The 20,596-nt window shown below is 72.9% G+C and carries 19 protein-coding genes; 13 read left to right on the top strand and 6 right to left on the bottom strand.

The window, feature by feature from the left end:
• Nucleotides 1–32 precede the first annotated feature (32 nt).
• Complete coding sequence (locus DMH12_RS15710) at nucleotides 33–1,241, bottom strand: alpha/beta hydrolase (protein ID WP_125492196.1); 1,209 nt, start codon at nucleotides 1,239–1,241, stop codon at nucleotides 33–35.
• A gap of 303 nt (nucleotides 1,242–1,544) precedes the next feature.
• Between DMH12_RS15710 and DMH12_RS15705 the strand changes: the two genes are divergently transcribed.
• Genes DMH12_RS15705 through DMH12_RS15695 form a run of 3 tightly spaced genes read left to right on the top strand, consistent with a single transcriptional unit; the run spans nucleotide 1,545 to nucleotide 3,837 of the window.
• Complete coding sequence (locus DMH12_RS15705) at nucleotides 1,545–2,180, top strand: metal ABC transporter ATP-binding protein (protein WP_125492195.1); 636 nt, start codon at nucleotides 1,545–1,547, stop codon at nucleotides 2,178–2,180.
• Nucleotides 2,177–3,046, top strand: a complete 870-nt coding sequence (locus DMH12_RS15700) for a metal ABC transporter permease (RefSeq protein WP_125492194.1) — start codon at nucleotides 2,177–2,179, stop codon at nucleotides 3,044–3,046. The genes DMH12_RS15705 and DMH12_RS15700 overlap by 4 nt, the downstream gene beginning before the upstream one ends.
• Nucleotides 3,004–3,837, top strand: a complete 834-nt coding sequence (locus DMH12_RS15695) for a metal ABC transporter solute-binding protein, Zn/Mn family (protein ID WP_125492193.1) — start codon at nucleotides 3,004–3,006, stop codon at nucleotides 3,835–3,837. The genes DMH12_RS15700 and DMH12_RS15695 overlap by 43 nt, the downstream gene beginning before the upstream one ends.
• 113 nt (nucleotides 3,838–3,950) lie before the next feature.
• Here the strand turns inward: DMH12_RS15695 and DMH12_RS15690 are convergent, their stop codons facing one another.
• Nucleotides 3,951–5,633 (bottom strand): class I adenylate-forming enzyme family protein, encoded by a 1,683-nt coding sequence (locus DMH12_RS15690; protein ID WP_125492192.1) that lies wholly within the window; start codon nucleotides 5,631–5,633, stop codon nucleotides 3,951–3,953.
• Complete coding sequence (locus DMH12_RS15685; RefSeq protein ID WP_125492191.1) at nucleotides 5,630–7,372, bottom strand: CoA transferase; 1,743 nt, start codon at nucleotides 7,370–7,372, stop codon at nucleotides 5,630–5,632. Before DMH12_RS15685 ends, DMH12_RS15690 begins: the two co-directional genes overlap by 4 nt.
• A gap of 110 nt (nucleotides 7,373–7,482) precedes the next feature.
• Here DMH12_RS15685 and DMH12_RS15680 point away from each other — a divergent pair, with 110 nt between their 5' ends.
• Nucleotides 7,483–8,685 (top strand): acyl-CoA dehydrogenase family protein, encoded by a 1,203-nt coding sequence (locus DMH12_RS15680; RefSeq protein WP_125492190.1) that lies wholly within the window; start codon nucleotides 7,483–7,485, stop codon nucleotides 8,683–8,685.
• Here the strand turns inward: DMH12_RS15680 and DMH12_RS15675 are convergent.
• Nucleotides 8,682–9,728: a sugar ABC transporter permease gene (locus DMH12_RS15675; RefSeq protein WP_125492189.1), complete on the bottom strand. Its 1,047-nt coding sequence runs from the start codon at nucleotides 9,726–9,728 to the stop codon at nucleotides 8,682–8,684. The genes DMH12_RS15680 and DMH12_RS15675 overlap by 4 nt on opposite strands.
• Nucleotides 9,725–10,843, bottom strand: coding sequence for an MFS transporter (locus tag DMH12_RS15670; protein WP_125492204.1), 1,119 nt, complete (start codon nucleotides 10,841–10,843; stop codon nucleotides 9,725–9,727). Before DMH12_RS15670 ends, DMH12_RS15675 begins: the two co-directional genes overlap by 4 nt.
• Before the next feature lie 263 nt (nucleotides 10,844–11,106).
• Between DMH12_RS15670 and DMH12_RS15665 the strand changes: the two genes are divergently transcribed.
• The 7 genes from DMH12_RS15665 (at nucleotide 11,107) to DMH12_RS15635 (ending at nucleotide 17,540) form a co-directional block, all read left to right on the top strand.
• A complete protein-coding gene (locus DMH12_RS15665) occupies nucleotides 11,107–11,808 on the top strand; it encodes a hypothetical protein (protein ID WP_125492188.1) in 702 nt (233 codons plus the stop codon).
• Nucleotides 11,809–11,996: 188 nt separating this feature from the next.
• On the top strand, nucleotides 11,997–12,638 hold the full coding sequence (locus DMH12_RS15660) for a sigma-70 family RNA polymerase sigma factor (RefSeq protein WP_125492187.1): 642 nt from the start codon (nucleotides 11,997–11,999) through the stop codon (nucleotides 12,636–12,638).
• Nucleotides 12,639–12,774: 136 nt separating this feature from the next.
• Nucleotides 12,775–13,536: a hypothetical protein gene (locus tag DMH12_RS15655; protein WP_125492186.1), complete on the top strand. Its 762-nt coding sequence runs from the start codon at nucleotides 12,775–12,777 to the stop codon at nucleotides 13,534–13,536.
• A gap of 149 nt (nucleotides 13,537–13,685) precedes the next feature.
• The gene (locus DMH12_RS15650) at nucleotides 13,686–14,282 is read left to right on the top strand and encodes a sigma-70 family RNA polymerase sigma factor (RefSeq protein ID WP_125492185.1); all 597 of its coding nucleotides are present in this window, start codon (nucleotides 13,686–13,688) and stop codon (nucleotides 14,280–14,282) included.
• A 203-nt stretch (nucleotides 14,283–14,485) separates the two neighbouring features.
• On the top strand, nucleotides 14,486–14,740 hold the full coding sequence (locus tag DMH12_RS15645; RefSeq protein ID WP_185832336.1) for a hypothetical protein: 255 nt from the start codon (nucleotides 14,486–14,488) through the stop codon (nucleotides 14,738–14,740).
• Nucleotides 14,740–17,031, top strand: coding sequence for a cation-translocating P-type ATPase (locus tag DMH12_RS15640; RefSeq protein ID WP_125492184.1), 2,292 nt, complete (start codon nucleotides 14,740–14,742; stop codon nucleotides 17,029–17,031). The genes DMH12_RS15645 and DMH12_RS15640 overlap by 1 nt, the downstream gene beginning before the upstream one ends.
• Nucleotides 17,028–17,540, top strand: coding sequence for a copper chaperone PCu(A)C (locus DMH12_RS15635; protein ID WP_125492183.1), 513 nt, complete (start codon nucleotides 17,028–17,030; stop codon nucleotides 17,538–17,540). The genes DMH12_RS15640 and DMH12_RS15635 overlap by 4 nt, the downstream gene beginning before the upstream one ends.
• A 64-nt stretch (nucleotides 17,541–17,604) precedes the next feature.
• On the opposite strand, the gene DMH12_RS15630 is transcribed toward DMH12_RS15635, so the two are convergent.
• The gene (locus DMH12_RS15630) at nucleotides 17,605–18,231 is read right to left on the bottom strand and encodes a hypothetical protein (protein WP_185832335.1); all 627 of its coding nucleotides are present in this window, start codon (nucleotides 18,229–18,231) and stop codon (nucleotides 17,605–17,607) included.
• 351 nt (nucleotides 18,232–18,582) lie between these two features.
• On the opposite strand from DMH12_RS15630, the gene hemL reads away from it, so the two are divergent.
• Together hemL and DMH12_RS15615 are read left to right on the top strand one after the other, a co-directional pair.
• Complete coding sequence (gene hemL / locus DMH12_RS15620; protein ID WP_125492182.1) at nucleotides 18,583–19,899, top strand: glutamate-1-semialdehyde 2,1-aminomutase; 1,317 nt, start codon at nucleotides 18,583–18,585, stop codon at nucleotides 19,897–19,899.
• Nucleotides 19,896–20,585 (top strand): histidine phosphatase family protein, encoded by a 690-nt coding sequence (locus tag DMH12_RS15615; protein ID WP_125492181.1) that lies wholly within the window; start codon nucleotides 19,896–19,898, stop codon nucleotides 20,583–20,585. Before hemL ends, DMH12_RS15615 begins: the two co-directional genes overlap by 4 nt.
• The last annotated feature ends 11 nt before the right edge of the window (nucleotides 20,586–20,596 follow it).

Below are 20,596 nucleotides of genomic sequence, written 5' to 3'. Positions count from 1 at the left end.
CACCCGTGCAGGGAGCGCCGGTACGGCCGCTGTCACACTGCGGGAAACGCGACCTCGGGCCGCTCGGCCGAGGGGCCGTCGAGCAGGGGGCGTGCCAGGCCGCGCAGGTGCGTGTCGAGAAAGGCAGCCGTGTAATCACGCGTGAGCTGCCACGAGCGGTCGCCCGAAAGCGGCGCCGCGGGATCCGACAGGCCCAGCCGGTCGGCCAGGAGCGGCAGGTCGGTGAAGGCGAAGTGCTCGGCCCCGGCAACCGTCAGCCAGCGCTTCCAGCCGTCCAGGCGGGTCCAGGCATCCCGCCAGTCGCTGCCCGGGCTCCCGGGGCTGTGGGTGGCGGAAGCGCCCATCATCATGAACGGGCGCCCATGCAGGCCCGCCTCCGCGAACGGGGCGAAGAAGTCGCCGTCCAGATTCACGCCCGCCCGCACGCGTTCGTCCCGCACCATGACCGCGGCGGCGGCCGCGCCACCGATGGAGTGCCCGGCCGCCCCGATCCGCCGCATGTCCACCATGCGTGCGTACGGGAGGCTCCGCCGCCCCTGGAGCGTGCCCGACGGTGCGCGAAGCGCCGACAACTGGTCGATCACGAAGGACAGGTCCCGCGCCCGGTCCTCGGCCACCTGCGCCTTCTCCTCGTCCGTGGCGACCCGCTCGCACGCCAGGCAGGTGAGCACCCGTCCGCCCGGGAAGGACGTGCCGACGGATTCATAGGCGTGGTCCACGGAGGCGACGACGTACCCGCGGCTCGCCAGGTCGACCGCCAGGGTGGTGAGCGTGCCCCGTGGCATCGAGAAGCCCGGTGACAGCAGCACCAGCGGGAAGCGGCCGTACGCCGGGCGGGCGTCCACGCGCGCGTGGGTGCGCGCACCGCTGACGGTCGCGGCGGGCACGACGCCGGCCAGGCCGCGCGCCTCCAGCAGCAGCCGGGCCTCCTCCTGTGTCATGTAGGCCGCCGGAGCACTCCTCCCGGCACGGGCCGGATAGTGCATCGACACCATCAGCTCCCTGTGGAGCGAGGGCACCCACGGATCGCGACGCCGTTGGTCGGAGAGGTGCAGTGTCTGTCTCCCCACCGCGTACCGGCCCGCGGGTCTCGGCAGCGAGATCTCCGATTCCGCCCCGTTCCGGGTGGAGAACGCGGGCGTCTGCGCGGGGGCCGCCGCGGCGGCCCCCGGCCCCTGGAGTGCGAGCGTCAGCGACAGGCCGAGCAGTGTGACAGCGGTGGCACTTCGGATGATGTTCATGACACCGGACAGTAGGCCGCCCCGGGGCGCGAACTCGTCAACCGACGGCGGTAGTTGGGCCTACCTCCCCAGGAGGGGCGTATCAGCCTCAGGTCTCATGCCGCACCTGCTGCCGTCCAGCGAGAGCCGGACCCGCAAGGCGATCGACGATGCCTTCACCGACGCCGCAGGCAAGGACGCGGAAGCTTCCTGACGCCGATCCGCAGAAGGCAGGCGAAGGCCGAGGCCCGTTCAGGTCTCTTCGGTACCGCGGGAACTGACCGCGTATCCCGTCCGACTGCTCTGAGGAGGTGGGGAGGTGGCATGGAAGGGCTGGATGTCCGGCTGTCGGGCGTCGTGTGCCGGCACGGCAGGGTCGAGGCCGTGCGCGACGTCGACCTCGACGTCGCGCCGGGGCAGCGTGTCGCTCTGACCGGTACCAACGGGTCGGGCAAGACCACGTTGGTGCGTGCAGTCCTGGGACTGCACCGGCATTTCGCCGGCCGGATCCTGGTGGGCGGGCGGGACACCAGGAGCGCCGCCGAGTGGGCGTGGCGGCGACGGGCGTGCGCGTGGATCCCGCAGAAGCCGGCGACCGGACGCTTCCCCCTGCTGGGCCACGAGCTGTTGACCAGCGGGGGTTCCCGCGCCGAGGCGCTGGAGGCGGCCGACAAGCTGAAGGTCGGTCACCTCGTGGACCGGCCCCTGCACACACTGTCCGGTGGCCAGCTCCAGCGCATGTACCTGGCGCGGGCGGTCGGCTGTGTGGCGGCCGGGGCGGGCGTGCTGCTCGCCGACGAGCCCACCGCCGCCCTCGACTTCTCCGGTCAGGAGGAGGCGGCCGACGTACTGCTGTCCCTGCCGGTGACCGTCGTGGTCGTCACGCACGACAGGGCTCTGGCCGAACGCTGCGACCGGGTGCTGGAGATGGCCGCGGGCCGGCTGCGGGAGGCCCGGTGAGTGCCCTGGCCGCCGCCGACGTCGGGCAGCTCCTGCAACTCGTGCCCGTTCAGCGGGCCGGCATCGCCCTGCTGGTGGCCGCGGTCGGGCTGCCGGTGATCGGCGTGGTGATCGTGGGCCTCGACATCATGCCCGTGCGGTTCGCGATGATGCACGTGGCCCTCCTGGGCATCGCAGTCGGTCTGCTGACCGGGCTGGACCCCATGCTGTGCGCGCTGGTGGCCTGCGCACTCGCCGGCGCCGGGGTCGCACCGCTGGCCCGCACTCCGGACGGTCTGTCCGGCGCCATGGGACTGCTGATGAGCCTGGCGATCGCCGCCGCCCTGTTGCTGCTCGCCGTGTCCGGCGTCAACGCGGCGGGCGCCTTCGCCCTGCTCTGGGGATCCATCCTCTCGGTCGGCACCGGCGACCTGTGGCTCCTCGTCGCGCTGGCCGTGGTCGTACCCGCCCTGTTCTGGTGGCGCCGCAGGGACATCGCCCTCCTCCTCTACGACCGTGAACTGGCCCTCTCCTCGGGTGTACGGGCCGACCGGCTCACCCTCGTGCTGCTGGTCCTGGTCGCGGTGTCCGTCGCCGGAGCCATCAAGCTCACCGGTGCTCTCCTCGTGGACGCGCTGACACTCCTTCCGGCCCTCGCCGCCCGGCGGCTCGGCCGTTCCCTGCTGTCCATCACCGCCTGGGCGATCGGCATCGGGGTGGTCGTGAACCTGACCGGGTTCCTGATCGCACTCCGTTTCGACTGGCCTCCCGGCCCCGTCCTCGTTCTGACCGCCGGCGTGGTCGTCCTCGCCGTCCATCTCGTACCCGAACGGAGAATCAGCTCATGGCGCGCACCAGCGTCCGCATCACTCCCCTCCTCGCACTGAGCTTCAGCGCGGCCCTCCTGCTGACGGCCACCGGCTGCGGTGGCGACAGCGATGCGTCGGCCACCTCGTCCTCCTCGTCCGGCGCGGAAGGCGACGCGGCCGGTAAGGACAGCCCGGTCGTGGTCGCCACGACGAGCTGGGAAGGCGCGTTCGCCAAGGCGGCGGGTGCCGAGGACGTCACGGTCATCGTGCCGGAGTCGGTGCAGCACGCCCCCGACTACGACCCGAAGCCCTCCGATCTCGCGGCCGTGGCGGACGCGGACTTCGTGCTCTACGCGCCCTTCGAGCCGTACGCCGAGAAGTTCAAGGAAGCCGCCGGGGGCGACGCCGAACTCGTCGAGGTCAATCTCGACAACGACGCGGACAAGGCGAAGGCGGAGGTGACGCGGCTGGGCAAGATGTTCGGCACCGAGGCCACTGCCGCCGAGTGGGTCACCTCGTTCGACACCGAGTACGGCAAGCTGCAGAAGGATCTCGAGAGCGCCTGGCCGGACGGCAAGGCACCCACCGCCGTCGCCCAGGTCTTCGCCGCCTGGTCGGCGAGACTGGCGGGGGCGGAGGTGGTCGGGACGTACGGGCCGGAGGCGGTGACGGCCAAGCAGTTGTCCGACCTCTCCAAGAAGAAGCCGCAACTCGTCCTCGACAACGTGCACATGGCGACCGGCACGGTGCTGCCCGACTCGGGCGCACGCCAGGTGGGAATCGTCAACTATCCGGACGGGGAACTGGACCTGCTGACCGTCTACAAGAAGGCGGCGACGACGTTGGAGAAGGCGATGAACGCCTCCTGAGTGGCGGCGTGGTGCCGAGCGCACGTCCGACGACGGGCGACTGACCGCGCGTCGCCCGTCGAAAGGGCCGCCTCGGGGACTCTCCCCTGGGCGGCCCTCCGGCGTCCCGCGGTTCAGCCGGCCGGGGCCAGGGGCTGTCGGCGTTCCGTCTCGGACGCACACCGCTTCCGCAGCTCAGCTCGGTCCGGCTTGCCGGCAGGTGTCAGGGGCAGCTCGTTCAGCACGAGCAGACGCTCGGGGTGCTTGCGTCGTTCCAGACCACGCGCGTCCAGGTGGGCGCACAGGTCTTCCAGCGTGGGCGCCGCCTCCTCCCTGGGCACGACGCAGGCCGCGAGACGCTCACCCATCAGCGGGTCGGGCACGCCGACGCACACGACGTCCCGGACCGCCGGGTGCGCGGCCAGCCCGATCTCGACCTCGGCGGGGCTGATGTTCGCCCCACCGCGGATCACCACGTCCTTCAGCCGTCCGACGACCCGGAGCGTGCCGTCCTCGTCGATGAGCCCGAGGTCTCCGGTGCGTACCCAGCCGTCCTCGGTGCGGTAGCGGGTGTCGAGGTCGGGGGCGCCGACGTAGCACAGCGGTGTCATCGGGCCGCGGGCGACGATCTCACCGACGTTACCCCCGCTGACTTCCCGCAGCTCACGGGTGCCGGGGACGGCGATCCGGATGTCGGCGACCCGGGGGTCGGGGTGTCCGGCGGCGATGCCGGGGCGCCCGTCGCCGTCGGGGGAGTGGGATGCCAGCCCCGTGTGGCAGTTGACGCCGTCGGCGGAGCCGTAGAGGTTGACGACCGGGCAGCCGAAGGCCAGACGGGCCTCGGCCGCCGTGGCCTCGTCCAGGGGCGAGCCGCCGACGACCACGGCCGTCGGCGGAGCGAACTTCCGGTGTCCGCCCTCCGCGATCCGGTCCAGCATCATGCGGATCATGGTCGGTACGCCCAGGACATGGGTCGGTTCGTGTTCGGCGAGTGCTTCGAGCGCGGCCTCAGGGGTGAAGTGGTCGAGCAGGACCAGGGTTCCGCCGTGCCGGGCGAGGGTGACCGGGGTGCCGTTGCTGCCGAAGGCGGAGGCGAGCGGCACCAGGAAGAGGCAGCGCGGCGGGCGTCCGTCCGGGATGAGGGAGCCGAGGAAGTTGCCCCGGCCGCCGGCCAGGGCGTTGTGCGAGTAGGCCACCATCTTCGGCTCGGACTCCGACCCGGAGGACACGAGGATGCGGGCGGCGGTGTCGGGGTCGGGACGGGCCGGCGTGAACGTCTGCGGGTCGGTGCGCATCAGGGCCGACAGGGGGACCGCTCCCTCCGGGGCGGTGCCCGCCGGTCCCGCGGCCACCACCGTACGCAGGGCGGGCAGCTCACCCGTCAGCGCCAGCAGGTCGGCCGCGTGCCGGTTGCCCCGGTGTTCGGCTGCCGCGATCACCGCGACCGCCTCCGATCTCCGCAGCAGCGAGGCCGCGTCGCGCCCGCCCCGCCCGACGGGGAAGGGCAGCGCCACCGCGCCCAGGGCGGCCAGTGCCAGATCCGCGACGACTGCGTCGCGGCCGTTGGGTATCTGGACGCCGACGACATCACCGGCGCGTATCCCGAGGCCGGCGAGTCCGGCGGCCAGACATCGGGCCTTGCGGTCCAGGGCGGTGTAACAGAGCTTGCCTTTGGCGTCGAGGACTGCCGTGCGGTGGGGGTCGGCGATCTGACGGGCGCGGTACAGGCTGTAGAGGTCCAGGTCGGGGCAGGTTCCCTCGACGGCCCAGGTTCGGCGCAGTGTGGCGGGCAGCAGGTCGTGCAGAGCGACGGTCATGCGAACCTCCAGGGGGCGGGGACGGCGGGGGAGCCGTGGGCGTCACGGCTGATCGATCCGGAGGAGAGCAGGTCGGCGAGGTCGGTGACGACCGGAACGGCTGTGATGCCGCGCTCATGCAGTCGACTCACGGCCTCGGCCGTGGACAGGTGCCGCGCGTCGTGGGGAAGGGCGGCGTGGTCGGGCAGGGCGATCCAGCCGTCGGCCGTGGGCACGGGCCTGCGGAAGCCGGCCGGCTGCCGTGAGGTGAGGCCCTGGGCCGCACGGCTTCGCGCCGATGCGGTGAGTACGTCTGCCGCTCCGAGCAGGGACGAGTCCACCCGCACACCGGCTCCCGTGCGTCGGCGCAGCAGCAGCCCCGCGAGGACGGCTTCGGTCCCGAGTAGCCCTCCGAGTACGTCGAGCAGAGTCATCAGTGACGGTACTGGTGGCTCGTCCGCGGCACGTACCGCCTCACCCACCCCGGTGCGGGCCTGCACCATGAAGTCGGTGCCCATCGGCGCTCCGGGGAGCCGGCCGGCCCAGCCGCTGGTGTAGGCGTAGACGAGCGCGGGGTTGTCGGCGGACAGGTCCGCGTGGTCCAGGCCGAGGGCGGTGGCCTTGCCCGGCGCCCAGTTGTGGAGGAAGACGTCTGCCTCCGCGGCCATCGCGCGCAACCGCTTCCGGTCCGTGGCGGACTTGATGTCCACCTCGAGGGCCTTCTTGCCGCGGTTGAGCGCCAGCCAGCGGGCCGAGACGCCCGAGCAGGTCGGCGGCATACCGCGCAGCGGATCGCCGCCCGGCGGCTCGATCCGCACCACTTCGGCGCCGAGCAGTCCCAGCAGGTGCGCCGTGAGCGGTGCCTGGATGCGGCGGCCGGCTTCCAGGACGGTCAGTCCGGCCAGCGGGGCGTCGGTGTCCGGTGGTGCGCCGGAGCCGGAGTACGACGCGTCGTGCGCCGTCAGTTCCCAGGGCGGGGCGCCGTCGTACTCGGCGGCCCGCTCGGTGAGCGAGTGCAGAGCGCATACCTCGGCACCGGAGGTCCTGGCGGCTTCCCGGACGCGCTCCCAGCCGTGGCTCCCGGCCGCGACGTGCAGTTCCTGCGGGAAGGGTGCGCAGGCCGTGGCGTACCGGAACTGGAAGGGGCGCCAGCCGCGCCGTATGGCGTCCGCAGGTGCGCCGAGGGCCCGCCAGAACGCGGCCCACACGCCCGGGTCCAGGGTCTCCAGCTCGAAGACGATGCCTTCGGCGGAGGTGAACGGAGGGCCGCCCGGGGCGGTCTCCGCCGCCTCGGCCTCTTCCGCCCCGGCCGCGGCGAGGTACTGCGAGACGGCGAGCAGTCCGGCCCGTTCGACGCTGATCTCGGTCCGCGTCACCTGTGAGCCGCGCGCCTGGGCGAGGAGCCCGGCCAGCAGGCCCTGCACGGTCAGCACGCCGGCGGCGGTGGCGGCGTAGTCGGCGGCGAGCCCGCGAGGCGCCCCGTCCCGGCGTCCGTGCACCGCCATGATGCCGGTCACCGCCTGCGTGGTCGCCTCGTCGACGGCTCGGTCGCCCCACGTCGTGTGGGCGGTGACGCCGCTGAACTCCGCGCCGGCGAGTGTCACGCGTTCACCGGAGCCCCCGGTATCCGCCGCGCCGAGCAGCCCTAGGTGCTCCGCGACGAGTCCGCCCGCCGGGCCCGGCGGTCCCGAGGCTTCCAGACGGAGTCCGTCGAGGGGGCGGGACGGCTGCGCGATGGGCGGTGTGGCCTGTGGTGCCATGCCTCTCCTTTCCTGACGCGCGGGAACCCGGGGGTGATCACCCCCGACCGGTTCCACGAACAGACAGTCGGACCGGCGAGAGCCGAAGTTCCCTGGAAGGTGGGGGAGACGTGCTGGAAGAGACATTCGGTGACCCGCAGTGCCCTTCGGACGTAAGGGAGTTGAGAGAGCGGGTCGCGGACTTCGTCCGCACCCGGGTCGTGCCCTGTGAACGGGTTCTGGACGGTGGTGGTCCGGACGCGGCCCGGACGCTGCACCGACTGCGTCAGGAGGCCAAGGACCACGGCCTGTGGGCGCTGCCTCTCCCCGTCGAGCTGGGTGGTCAGGGGCTTGGACTGCGGTTCTACGCCCATGTCGCGGAGGCGGAGGGCGCCAGTGACCACGGGCCGGCCGCCCTCGGTTCGGCTTCCCTGCTGGACGCGCTCATGCTGTGGCGGCACGGCAGTCCACGCGTCCGCGAGCGTTACCTGGCGCCGCTGGTCGCCGGAGAGCTGCGGGCCGGTTACGCGATGACGGAGCCGGAGGTGCCGGGCACCGACCCGTTCCTCACCGCCACCCGTGCCGTCGAGGCCGAGGCCGAGGCCGAGGCCGAGGCCGGGGGCGGCTGGCGGGTGACCGGGGGCAAGTGGTTCGTCAGCGGGGGCGCCGCCGCCGACCTCGTCACCGTCCTCGCGCGCACGGACGGGCAACCTCCACAACGCGAAGGACTGAGCCTCCTGCTGGTCCTGGCCGGCTCTCCCGGCTTCCGGGTGGTGCGCGAGCTGCCCGTGCTCGGCGCTGCCGGGCAGGTGGAGATCGCACTCGACGGTGTCGCGGTGGACGCCGACCACCTGATCGGCGATCGCGGCAAGGCCCTCGCCGTCGCCGCCGAACGGCTCCAGCTCGGCCGGACCCTGCGCTGCCTGCGCTGGCTCGGTCAGGCCGCCCGCGCCTTCGATCTCATGCGGGAACGCGCCGTCACCCGCTCCCGCTCGCGCGGCCCCCTCGGCGACCTGCAACTCGTCCAGCGCCACGTCTTCGAGTCACTGCTCGCTCTGCGGACGACCCGGCCGTTGGTCCACGAGGCCGTGGCGCGGCTGGACGCGGGCGTCGACGCCCACGTGGAAGTGGGGCTGGCCAAGGTCGCTGCCGCTCGTACGCTCCAACTGGTGGCCGACGCGGCGATACAGGTTCACGGCGCGGCCGGTCTCGGACCGGACACCGCGCTGCCCGCCCTGTTCCGTACGGGACGCGCGGCCCGCATTCTCGACGGGCCCGACGAACTGCACATCACCTCCGTGGCCCGGCGTGTGCTGCGCGCGGAGCAGGTCTAACCGGTGTGCCCGTCCACCCGGCCGGTGAGTTCCGCGAGAGCGTATGCCAGGAAGAAGTCGCCCCAGATCAGCTCGTGCCGCACGGCGTTTCCGGATCCGAGGTCGTAACAGCCGTCCAGGAGGCGGCCGTCGGCGGTCAGGTGCCGCTGGACCAGCGTGTCCAGGATGCCTACGGCTCGGTCCCGGTGGTCCAGCCGCAGCAGCGCGAGCGCGGTGATGGCGGCGGCTGAGGTGTCGACCGGGCCGGCGGGGCTGGCGTCGTCGGCGAGGGGCACGGAACAGGCCGGCGTCAACGCGTCGGCGAGTCCGGCGAGCGCGTCGTCGCCCAGGAGAGGGGCGCCTTCGGCAACGGCGAGCAGCAGCCACGCCGGACCGCGGCTCCAGCCCGGTGCCGGGTCGGCGCAGGAGGCCCAGCCGGTCGCCTCGGTGTGCAGCCAGGACCAGGACGACGACCGGGAGTTCAGGCACAGGTCGAGGTGGCGGCGCAGATGCGAGGCGGCGGCCTCCGCGTCCACCGTGGCCAGCAGAGGCACCATGCCGGGGACGCCGTCCACGCGGGCCATCCGCCGTGGTCCGCCGAAGGCCGACCCCCACGGCACGAGGCCCAGCTCCGGGTCGAAGGCGTCCCGGCAGGCCCGAGCGGCCCGGTCCCGGAACGGAGCCCCGTCATCGGCGAAGAGGGTGCCGTACCAGAAGATCAGTCCGCGGGTGGAGGTGTCCGCCTCGATCCAGCCGGCCAGTCGAGCGGTGCACGCCTGCGCGGCCTCCCGGTCGGAGGGAGCGCCGGTGTGCCGGGCGAGCAGCCACAGCAGTCCGGCCCAGAAACCGCCGGTCCATGAGCCACGTGCTGTGGTCTTCCACCCGCCGGAGTCGGGGTCCGCGTAGAGAGGAAACCGTTCGCCGACTTCGCTGCGGGTGGCGGCGACCCTGGCGAGGACGGAGTCGAGCGCCGCGGCGGCCCACTCGGGCGCGGTCTCCGGCCCCGTGCGGTCGGCCCGTCGTTCCTCGGGGGACCGGGCGGTCCCCTCCGCGTGCGCCCTCACGGACGCACGTCCGACCGGCGTTCCCGCACGGCCCACAGCAGCGCCACCAGCCCGGCCCCCGTGAACTCGGCCGCCACGAGGAGCCAACCACCTGCGTACCGGCCGGCCTCGGCCAGCACCCCGAACAGCGGTGGACCGATCGCGAAGCCGGCGAAGAAACCGGCGGAGACCAGCGCGGAGTCCTGCCCCGCCCGGCCCGGCGCCGCGCGCTGCAGGACGAGCACCATCGACACCGCGTTCGCCGCCACCGCGAACACCCCGACGGCCAGGGCCGCCGCCCACACCAGCGGGCCGGCGGTTGCCGAGCCCACCAGGAGCAGGGCCGCCGCCACCGCTCCGACGGCGAGCGAACCCGGCAGCCAGACCGCCCGTCCAGGCCGCCCGGCCACCTTCGACCAGCCCAGCCTCCCCACGATCCCGGAGACGCCGAGCACGGCCACCAGTGCCCCCGCCGCCGTGGGACCCAGCCCCAGACGCTCGGTGCCGTACAGCGACAGATAGGTGTTGACCGAGGCGATACCGCAGCCGAGCAGCAGCGAGAACACCATCAGCCATGCGATCGTCCCCCGCGGGACCCAGGCCGTCGGGGTGGACTTCGCGGGCGGGTCGGCGGGCAACGCGCGTGCCGCCCACACGGCGGCCACCACCGCCGCACCCGCAGCGGTCCACACGGCGCCCCGCCATCCGGTGAGGCCGGCCAGCGCCGCGAGCGGCAACCCCGCCGCGAACGCTCCCAGTTGTACCCCCGACTGCTTCATGCCGGTCACCGAACCGCGCCGCGCAGGCGGAACGGCGGCGAGGATCGCCTTGTTCGTGGCCGGGTTGGCCAAAGCCTGCGGCACACCACCGAGCGCGACGGCGGCCAGCAGGAACCCGGATCCTGGAGCCGTCCCGATCAGTGCCAGCGCGACGGCGGCCACGGCAAGGAGGGCCACAAGGCAGCGTCGAGGCCCGACCCGGTCCACCACCCGGCCGCCGACCGGGGAGAGCACGGCCGCCGTGGTGAACCCGACGGTGGTCGTCAGCCCGAGCACCGTCGCCGATACGCCGAGGTCCGCGACGAGTCGCGGGCCGAGGGCCCCGAGCAGGAACAGCTGCATCATCGAGAAGGCCATGGCGCACGTCAGCAGCGTGGTCAGCGCCCCCGTCGCCCCTTCGGGTGCTCCCTCGGCCGCCGGACCCGCCCCGCCTCGACCGACTCGCCCCGCCCGTCCCGTCGTCACAGACGCACCTCCTTGGAGGAGGCAGTCGAAAGCAACCCCGCCCGAGTTCCCGCGATGTGACGTGATGTGAATCACCACGAGCGCTGGAGTGGTGGACTGGCGAACTTTTCGTACTGCCTCGGGACGGGGCGCCGAAAATGCAAGGATGAGCCGCCATGAGTGCTGGGTGGTGTCTCCGCACGACACGGGCCGCGGTGTTCGCGGCCGTCTGCGTGCTGCTCGCCGCCCTGGGGCACGTCATGATGTCCGGCCTCTCCGTGCCCTGGTGGGCACTCGCGGTCGGGGTGGTGACGTGCGGTGGGGCGGGCTGGTGTCTGGCCCGCCGGGAACGCGGGCTGCTTCTCGTCTCTTCCATCGTGGTGGTGGCCCAGTCGGCACTGCACGAGTGGTTCTCCTGCGCCCAGGCGCTGTCCGCGCCTTCCCCGCCCCTGGGCGGTACGGCTGAAGACGTGTTCCCCACGCTCTCCTCGGCCTCCATGGGGCACACCGGTCATGCCATGCACTCCATGACCCGGGGCGGGCCCGCCCCGGAGGCGGCGGACGGCATGGACCCCATGACGGGAATCGACCACATGATGGGCGGTGGAACGGGCGCCGGCATGCTCGCGGCTCACTTGCTGGCCGCCCTGCTGAGCGGCCTGTGGCTCGCCCACGGCGAACGGGCGGCCTTCCGCATTCTGCGGGCCGTCACCGGATGGCTGGCCGCCCCACTGCGACTGCTCCTCGCCCTCCCCGCGGCGCCACGCCGCCCGCGCCTCCTCCGGCGCCGTGGCCGCACGGACCGCCGCCCACGCCGGCTGCTTCTGGTGTACGCGATCACCTCCAGGGGCCCACCGACGGGAACCGCTGTCCGCTGAGACAGCCGGCTCCCCGACACCGTCCTGGGCCGCACCCCCGGACGGCTTCGGGCACCGGGAGCACGCCGCCTCGAGGCGTACTCCCGCCATCCCCTGCCCTTACCGGACCCGGGTGTGCCTCACGGCCGCCCGGTCCGGTCTCCGGATGCCCGCGTGCCGGCCCTCCGGACCCTCGAGAAGGACACCAGGTGATCAGTCCAACTCTTTCTGCCGCACGTGCCACGACCCAGCAGCCGCCCAGAGCACCTGAGGAAGGGACGTCTCCCGACGAGCTGATAACGACCTGGGCGCTCAGCGCCCGCGGTGGTGATCCGGAAGCTGTCGAGAGGTTCGTCCGCGCTCTCCAACGAGACGTCCGGCGCTTCGTCGGGTATCTCAGTGCCGACCCGCAGGCCGCCGACGACCTTGCTCAGGACACCTTCCTGCGGGCCCTGGGCAGCCTGCACCGCTTCGAGGGCCGATCCTCCGCCCGCGTCTGGATGCTGTCCATCGCACGCCGGGCGGTGATCGACAGCTACCGGTACGCGTCCGCCCGGCCGCGTCTCGCCGACACCGACGACTGGCAGGCCGCCGCCGAGCGAGCCCAGGAGCGCGGACTGCCCGGCTTCGACGACGGTGTCGCGTTGTCCGAACTGTTGGACGCGCTGCCCGCCGAGCGCCGGGAGGCGTTCGTACTCACCCAGCTTCTCGGTCTCCCCTACGCGGAGGCGGCCGAGCTCAGCGGCTGCCCGGTCGGTACGGTCCGGTCACGGGTCGCCCGGGCCCGTACCGCGCTGCTGGAGTTGCTGCACGAGGCGGAACGCGCCGACCCGGTGAGGACTCCGGCCTGACCGGATGCCGACGCGGCTCACAGCCGGCCGGCGGGAGCCGTGCGTCCGGGCTGGGCGGACCCGGTTCCTGCCGCGGGCCGGCCGGGTGGCATCCCCGGTGACGGCGCCCGTCCACCGAGTGCCAGGATGGGGCGCCATGCCAGTCGGTGGGTTTGTGCGAGTGCTGCGGGCCGCGGTGTTCGCGGCCGTCTGCGTGGTGCTCGCCGCCCTCGGACACGTGGTGATGTCGGGGGAGGGGCTGCCCTGGTGGGTGCTCCTCTCCGGCGCCTCGGTGGCCGGTGCCGTCGGTTGGGCCTTCGGGGCCCGTGAGCGGCGCCGCCGTACGGTGGCCGGTCTGACGGTCGCCGCGCAGACCGGCCTGCACGCCGCCTTCACGCTCGCACAGTCCGGCGACCGGCCGGTTGCGGCGCCCGAGACGACGCAGTCCCTTCGGCAGTGGGCCGACCACTTCCTGTGCGGTGCGCCTCCGACGCCGACGCAGGCCGCCCGGGCTTATGACATCGCCGTGGCGGCGGGGCTGCACCCTGCGGATCACGTGACCGCTCACGGTGCCCACGGCGTGGCCTCGGCGGGCCACGACATGCCGCCGATGGGCGGCATGCACGACATGACGCAGATGGCCGGCACGTCTTCGTGGGGGATGCTGGCCGCCCACGTGCTGGCCGCAGTCCTGTGTGGAATCTGGCTGGCCCAGGGCGAGAGCGCGGCCTTCAAGTTGGTCCGCGCCTGTGCCGACCGCGCGTTCGTGCCGTTGCGGCTGGTGCTGGCCGTACTCTGCCCGCCTCCCGCTCCGCCCTCCTTCCGGCCGGCTCCCCGGTCGAGGGGGCGACTGCGGCAACTCCTGCTCGTCCACATCCTCGCCACCCGGGGGCCTCCCGGGGAGACCGCTGTCGTCTGACAGCCGGATCACCGCCACCGCCCTACGTGCGGGGCGGTCTCCCGTCCGCTCTCTCAGGCGGCCGGGTCTCCCCAACACCCGTACGAAGGCCTGCGGCGCCCGCGCCGATTCGGCCGGTTCGTGCGGGATTCAGGAAGGACCACAGGACCATGACACCTGCCCTGCCCACCGTGACCGACGAGACGGTCACCGCATGGGCCCTCGCCGCCGCCGACGGCGACAGTGAAGCGGTCGACCGCTTCGTCCGGGCACTCCAACGCGACGTGCGCCGCTTCGTCACGTACCTCGCCCACGACGCGCAGGCGGCGGACGACCTGACCCAGGACACGTTCCTGCGCGCCCTGACGGCACTCCCCCGGTTCGAGGGGCGTTCCTCGGCGCGTGTCTGGCTGCTGTCGATCGCCCGCCGGACCGTCATCGACAGCCTGCGCCGTGCCGCATGCCGTCCTCGCATGGCATGGACCGACGACTGGCAGGGCGCGGTCGAACGCGCTCAGCCGGCCGGGCTGCCCGGCTTCGACGAGGGCATCGCCCTCATGGAGCTGGTCGATGCCCTCCCCGGTGACCGCCGTGAGGCGTTCGTGCTGACCCAACTCCTCGGCCTGCCGTACGCCGAGGCCGCCGAAGTGAGCCGGTGCCCGGTCGGCACGGTGCGTTCCCGGGTGTCACGGGCCCGGGCCGCCCTGGTCGAGTGGGCGGCGGAGGAGTCCGCCACCCGCCGCTCGGTGGAACCCGCCGCGGCCTGACGGGACCACCAGGCACCTCCCGGACCGATGTCCGCTGCCCTGTGGCAGCGGACATCGCGGTCCGCCGGCCCTCGGCACCATTCGGTGACGCACATCACACTCACCGTGGGGAACTGGAACACCAACGACCCCGACTGGTGTACCGGCGCGCCTCGTTCCAGCGGCAGCCGTAGGACGTGCGACGCGATCGGGAGAGTCAACAGATGGCGCAGACACGGCAATTCGCCTCCGGCGCACCAGCCGGCCTCTTGCGCCGACTACTCCCCCCTCCCGCTCTGTGCGGGTTCCTCGTGCTGCTGGTCCTGGTGTTCGCCGCCTCCTACGCCGTTGGCCGAAGTGTCGGCCCCGTCGCCCCCGGGATGCACGGTCCCGGCATCACCCAGGACGGTCATGAGGGCGGCGGCACGGACGCGGAGGACGACGACATGGGCGGCATGAACCACGGGAGCGGACACTGATGGCCGGCGAACCGGCATCCGTGCAGGAGGTGACCGACCTCACGGTCGGCGGCATGACCTGCGCGGCCTGCGTGAAGCGGGTGGAGAAGAAACTGGCCAAGCTGGACGGCGTCTCCGCCAGCGTGAACCTGGCCACCGGACGGGCCCGCGTGCACCATCCGCCCGAGGTGCTTTTGGAGCAGCTCGTCACCGCCGTCGAGCAGGCCGGCTACACCGCCGCGGTGCCCGAGCCGCCCGAAGAACGGCGCGGCGAGGAGGATGACGCCGCGCGGACGGAGGCCGGGCAGGAACGCAGTCGGCTGACGGTCACTGTCCTGCTGGCCGTCCCCGTGCTGGTGCTGTCGATGGTGCCCGCCTGGCAGTTCCGCAACTGGCAGTGGCTGTGTTTCGTGCTCGCCGCGCCCGTCGTGGTCTGGGGCGCCTGGCCCTTCCACCAGCGGGCGGCGCGGGCCCTGCGGCACTCGGCGTCGACCATGGACACCCTGGTCTCGCTGGGCACCGTGGCCTCTTTCGCCTGGTCCTTCTACGCCCTGTTCTTCGGCGGAGCGGGCGATCCGGGCATGCGGATGCCCTTCAGCCTGGTGCCGACCGCCTCGGACGGCGTCGCCCACATCTACCTGGAAGCCGCTGTCGGCGTCCCCCTGTTCGTCCTGGCGGGCCGGTATCTGGAGGCACGGGCCCGACGCGGCACCGGAGCCGCCATGCGTTCACTGGCGGAGCTGGCCGCCAAGGAGGTCGCCGTACGCGACGACACGGGTGAGCGTCTCGTCGCCATCGAGGAACTCCGGGTGGGACAGATCTTCGTCGTCCGGCCCGGGGAACGCGTGGCCACCGACGGCACTGTCGCCGAGGGCAGTTCGGCCGTCGACCTCTCCCTGGTGACCGGAGAGAGCGAGCCGGCCGAGGTCGGTCCCGGCGCTGCCGTGATCGGCGGTTCCGTGAACGTCGGCGGCCTGCTGGCAGTGCGGGCCACCGCGGTCGGGGCCGACACCCGGCTGGCCCGTATCACCCACCTGGTGACCGAGGCCCAAGCCGGCAAGGCGCGGGCACAGCGCCTCGCCGACAAGGTCGCCGGCGTCTTCGTACCGGTCGTGCTGACCCTCGCCGCGACGGTCCTGGGATTCTGGCTCGGCGCGGGGGCCGACCCGCAGGCCGCGATCACCGCCTCCGTGGCCGTCCTGGTCGTCGCCTGTCCCTGCGCCCTCGGCCTCGCCACCCCGACCGCCCTGATGGCCGCCACCGGCCGTGGCGCTCAACTGGGCGTTCTGGTCAGCGGCCCGCAGGCCCTGGAAGGACTCCAGCACATCGACGCCGTGGTGCTCGACAAGACCGGGACCCTCACCTCCGGGCACATGAGCGTCGCCCGGGTCACGGCCGCGCCCCGGGGCATCGGTGAGGAACAGGCGATCAGGCTCGCGGCCGCGGTGGAGCGGGGCTCCGAACACCCACTGGGCCAAGCCGTCACGGCCTACGCCCGGCGCGCCGCACCGGCTGGGACGCTGCCCGACGTGACCGGCTTCGCCGCTCTGCCGGGGCGCGGCGTGCGCGGCACCGTCGAGGGACGGCTCGTGGAGGTCCTGGCACCGGACGACGAACTGCCCGCCCCGCTGGCCGAGGCGCTGTCCGCCGCCGAGACGGCCGCCCGCACCCCTGTCATGGTCCGCGTCGACGGAGTGACCGAGGCGGTCATCGAGGTCGGAGACGTACTGCGACCGGGCAGCTACCGGGCCGTGGACCGGCTGCGCCGCCTGGGCGTACGTCCGGTGCTGGCCACCGGAGACCGCGAGGCGCCCGCCCGAGCCGTCGCCGCGGCCCTGCGCATCGACGACGTCCACGTCCGCTGCACCCCGGAGGACAAGGCCCGACTCGTCCGGGAGCTGCGGGCAGAGGGCTGCCGGGTCGCCGTTGTCGGCGACGGCGTCAACGATGCCGCGGCGCTGGCCGGAGCCGACCTGGGCATCGCCATGGGCACCGGCACCGACGTGGCGATCGGGGCCGCCGACGTCACCCTCGTGCGCGGAGACATCGACGCTCTCGCGGACGCCGTCCGCCTCTCCCGCAGCACGCTGGCGACGATCCGCGCCAACCTGCTGTGGGCCTTCGGCTACAACGCCGTGACCGTCCCCCTTGCCATGGCCGGACTGCTCAACCCGATGCTGGCGGCCGTCGCCATGTCCGCCAGCTCACTCCTCGTGGTGGGCAACAGCCTGCGGCTGCGCGCCTGGCAGCCGTCACCGGCTCGCGGCAGCAGACCGTCCGCTTCGCAGGCCGGGACGGAGACCCCTGGATGACACTTCCCACCTGGGCACCCACCCGGCGTCGACTCGCGGACACCGCCCTGGCCGCCCTGGCGCCGGTCTGCGCCTGCGTACTGGCCCTGGGCGGTCTGGCCGTCTGGACCGCTACGGGCAACGCCGGCACGCCCGCACGCATCGCTGTCGCCGATGCGCGACTCTTCCTCCCCTCGCAGGGAGTGCCGGAGACAGCGGCGTTCTTCCGGATCAGCAACACCGGTGGCGCTCGGGACCGTCTGCTGGAGGTGACCTCGTCCGACGTCTCCGAGGGCATCTCCCTCAGCAGCCACCGGATGACCGCCGGCGGAGCGGCCTACCGGCAGCCGGCCGACTCCCTGCCGGTTCCCGCGGGCGGGACCCTCGACATGACGCCGCTCAGCAACGACGTGACCGTCCCGGCCACGCCGGACTGGGAGATCGGCGACCTGGTGCCCTTCACGCTCCGCTTCGAGCACAGCGGACGAGTGGAGGTCCTGGCGGTGGTCGTCCGGCCCGTGTCCGAGTGACCACGAAGCGTTCGAGGACACCGGCGAGGCCCGCAGACCCCGCCCGCCCTCACGAAACCCCAGCTCAGGGCCAGACAAGACAGTAAGGCTGATGCCCCGCCTCATGCAGCCGGTGGCTGAAGTCCTGCCACTCGTGCAGCAACTGGTACACGTTGAACGCGTCCCGCGGACCGCCCCGGTCCGGGACCGTCGACCAGATGAAGGCCGCAGCGCCGACCGCTTCCTCGCCGATGCCGCGCAGGGGGTCGACGACGGTCATCGGGAGTTTCACCACCGCGTAGTCGGGGTGGAGGACGACCAGTTCCAGCGGGGGGACCTTGTGCAGGGGCACGCCCTCGATGCCGGTGAGGACCATGGCGGCCATGGTCTCCGGCTTGATCTTGGTGAACATGCCGTTCATCCCGAGCTCGTCGCCACCGAGTTCCTCGGGGCGCATCGAGATCGGGACGCGGGCCGCGGTCGCGCCGTCGGGCGCGCCGAAGTACTTGTAGGTCACCCCCACCCGACCACCATTCCTGCTCTCCGCCCCCGGCCGGCCGGCGTGCCGTGCGTCCCGGTCGGGCTCGCTCGGTGTGCCGTGTGTCTGACGTGCTTCGGACGCTTCCTCCGCCTCGCGTCGGTGCCTTCCCCGCCGGGCACGTCGAGGACCCAGGTCGTCGGTCCCCTCGCCCAGTCCGCCACCGCGATGCATATCTCCACCCGACTGCTTTTCTAGGACGCGTGGCCCCCGCCGCGCAACCCGATCATCGTGTCAGTGACCTCCCCCACGCCCGCTCCGCGAAACGTGCGGTGAAACATCTGTCCGTCACGAGTCCGCAGGACGGTCGGCAGCCACGCCCGCGCCGCCTCGTTGAGCTGCGTGGACGGGCTCCAGTCTGGCAGACGGCACGGCGATCGGGGCGGTTGTCTACCCTTGTCAAGGTCACCCTGGGCAACCAGAGGCCGGGCCGGGGCCGATCAGGGTCCGCGCATGGCCCGGGCGGGGGCCACGCAGAGTCCGATACGTCGGAGAAGGTCGAGAAGGTCGGAGAAGTCGCAGGTCATGAGCGAACTGGCATATCCATACGAAGCACCGGCCTCGCAGGCTCTGTTCGACCGCGCGGCGGCCGTCACGCCCGGCGGTGTGAACTCCCCGGTGCGCGCCTTCCGCGCGGTCGGCGGCACGCCGCGGTTCATGGTGTCCGGCACCGGGCCGTACCTGACCGACGCGGACGGGCGCGAGTACGTCGACCTCGTCTGCTCCTGGGGCCCGATGATCCTCGGGCACGCCCACCCCGAGGTGATCGCCGCCGTCCAGGAGGCGGTCGCGCGCGGCACGTCCTTCGGCACGCCGGCGGAGGGCGAGGTCGCCCTCGCCGAGGCGATGGTCGAGCGGGTCGCGCCGCTCGAGGAGGTGCGGCTGGTCTCCAGCGGGACCGAGGCGACCATGTCGGCCATCCGGCTCGCCCGCGGGTTCACTCGCCGCACCAAGGTGATCAAGTTCGCCGGGTGCTACCACGGCCACGTCGACTCGCTGCTGGCCGCCGCCGGCTCCGGCGTCGCCACCTTCGCCCTCCCCGACACCCCCGGTGTCACCGGCGCCCAGGCGAGCGACACGATCGTGCTGCCGTACAACGACCTGGAGGCCGTGCACGCCGCCTTCGCCGCGCACCCCGGCGAGATCGCCTGCGTGATCACCGAGGCGTCCCCCGGCAACATGGGCGTCGTGCCGCCGCTGCCCGGGTTCAACCAGGGGCTGAAGGACGCCTGCGCCGCGAACGGCGCGCTGTTCGTCTCCGACGAGGTCATGACCGGGTTCCGGACCAGCCGGGCCGGGTGGTACGGCGTCGAGGGGGTCGTTCCCGACCTCATGACCTTCGGGAAGGTCATGGGCGGTGGGTTCCCCGCCGCGGCCTTCGGCGGGCGCGCCGACGTCATGGCGCACCTCGCCCCGGCCGGCCCCGTCTACCAGGCCGGCACCCTCTCCGGAAACCCCGTCGCCACCGCCGCCGGCCTCGCCCAGCTGCGGCTCCTGGACGACGCGGCGTACGAGACGGTCGACGCCGTCTCGCGGCAGATCCAGGGGCTCGTCACCGAGGCGCTGAGCAAGGAAGGCGTCGCGCACACGCTGCAGAACGCCTCCAACATGTTCTCCGTGTTCTTCACCGACCGGCCGGTCGTCGACTACGAGGACGCCAAGGCGCAGGAGTCCTTCCGGTTCACCGCGTTCTTCCACTCGCTCCTCGCGAACGGCGTCTACCTGCCGCCGTCCTCCTTCGAGTCCTGGTTCGTCTCCACCGCCCACGACGAGCGGGCCGTCCAGCGCATCGCCGACGCCCTCCCGGCGGCGGCCCGCGCGGCCGCGGAGGCGACGGCATGAGCAACGACGACAAGGCGGAGCTGACCGTCGTCCACGTGATGCGGCACGGCGAGGTCGAGAACCCCACCGGCGTCCTCTACGGACGGCTGCCCGGCTACCACCTCTCCGAGCTGGGCCGGCGCATGGCCGACCGGGTCGCCGAGCACCTCGCCCCCCGCGACGTGACGTACGTCGTGGCCTCCCCGCTGGAGCGGGCGCAGGAGACGGCGACCCCGATCGCCAAGTCGCACGGCGTCGACCTCGACACCGACACGCGGCTCATCGAGGCAGGCAACGTCTTCCAGGGCAAGACCTTCGGCATCGGGGACGGTGCGCTGCGCCGGCCCGGCAACTGGAAGCACGTGGTCAACCCGTTCCGGCCGTCCTGGGGCGAGCCGTACGTCGACCAGGTCGTCCGGATGAAGGGCGCGCTGGACGCGGCCCGCGACAAGGCTCGCGGTCACGAGGCGGTGATCGTCAGCCACCAGCTGCCGATCTGGATCCTGCGCTCGTACGTCGAGCGGCGGCGGCTGTGGCACGACCCGCGCAGGCGGCAGTGCACGCTGGCGTCCCTGACGACGTTCACGTACCGGGGCGACCGGATCGTCTCCGTCGGCTACACCGAACCCGCCCGCGACCTCGTCCCGGCCCACCTCCTCGCGGGCGCCAAGCCGGTGAAGGGGCAGGGCAAGGCGTACGGGGCCTGAGAGCCGTACGA

It is taken from the genome of Streptomyces sp. WAC 04229, from assembly GCF_003947455.1.
In the GTDB taxonomy this organism is placed as follows: domain Bacteria; phylum Actinomycetota; class Actinomycetes; order Streptomycetales; family Streptomycetaceae; genus Streptomyces.
This window is presented reverse-complemented; position numbering and strand designations above follow the sequence as displayed.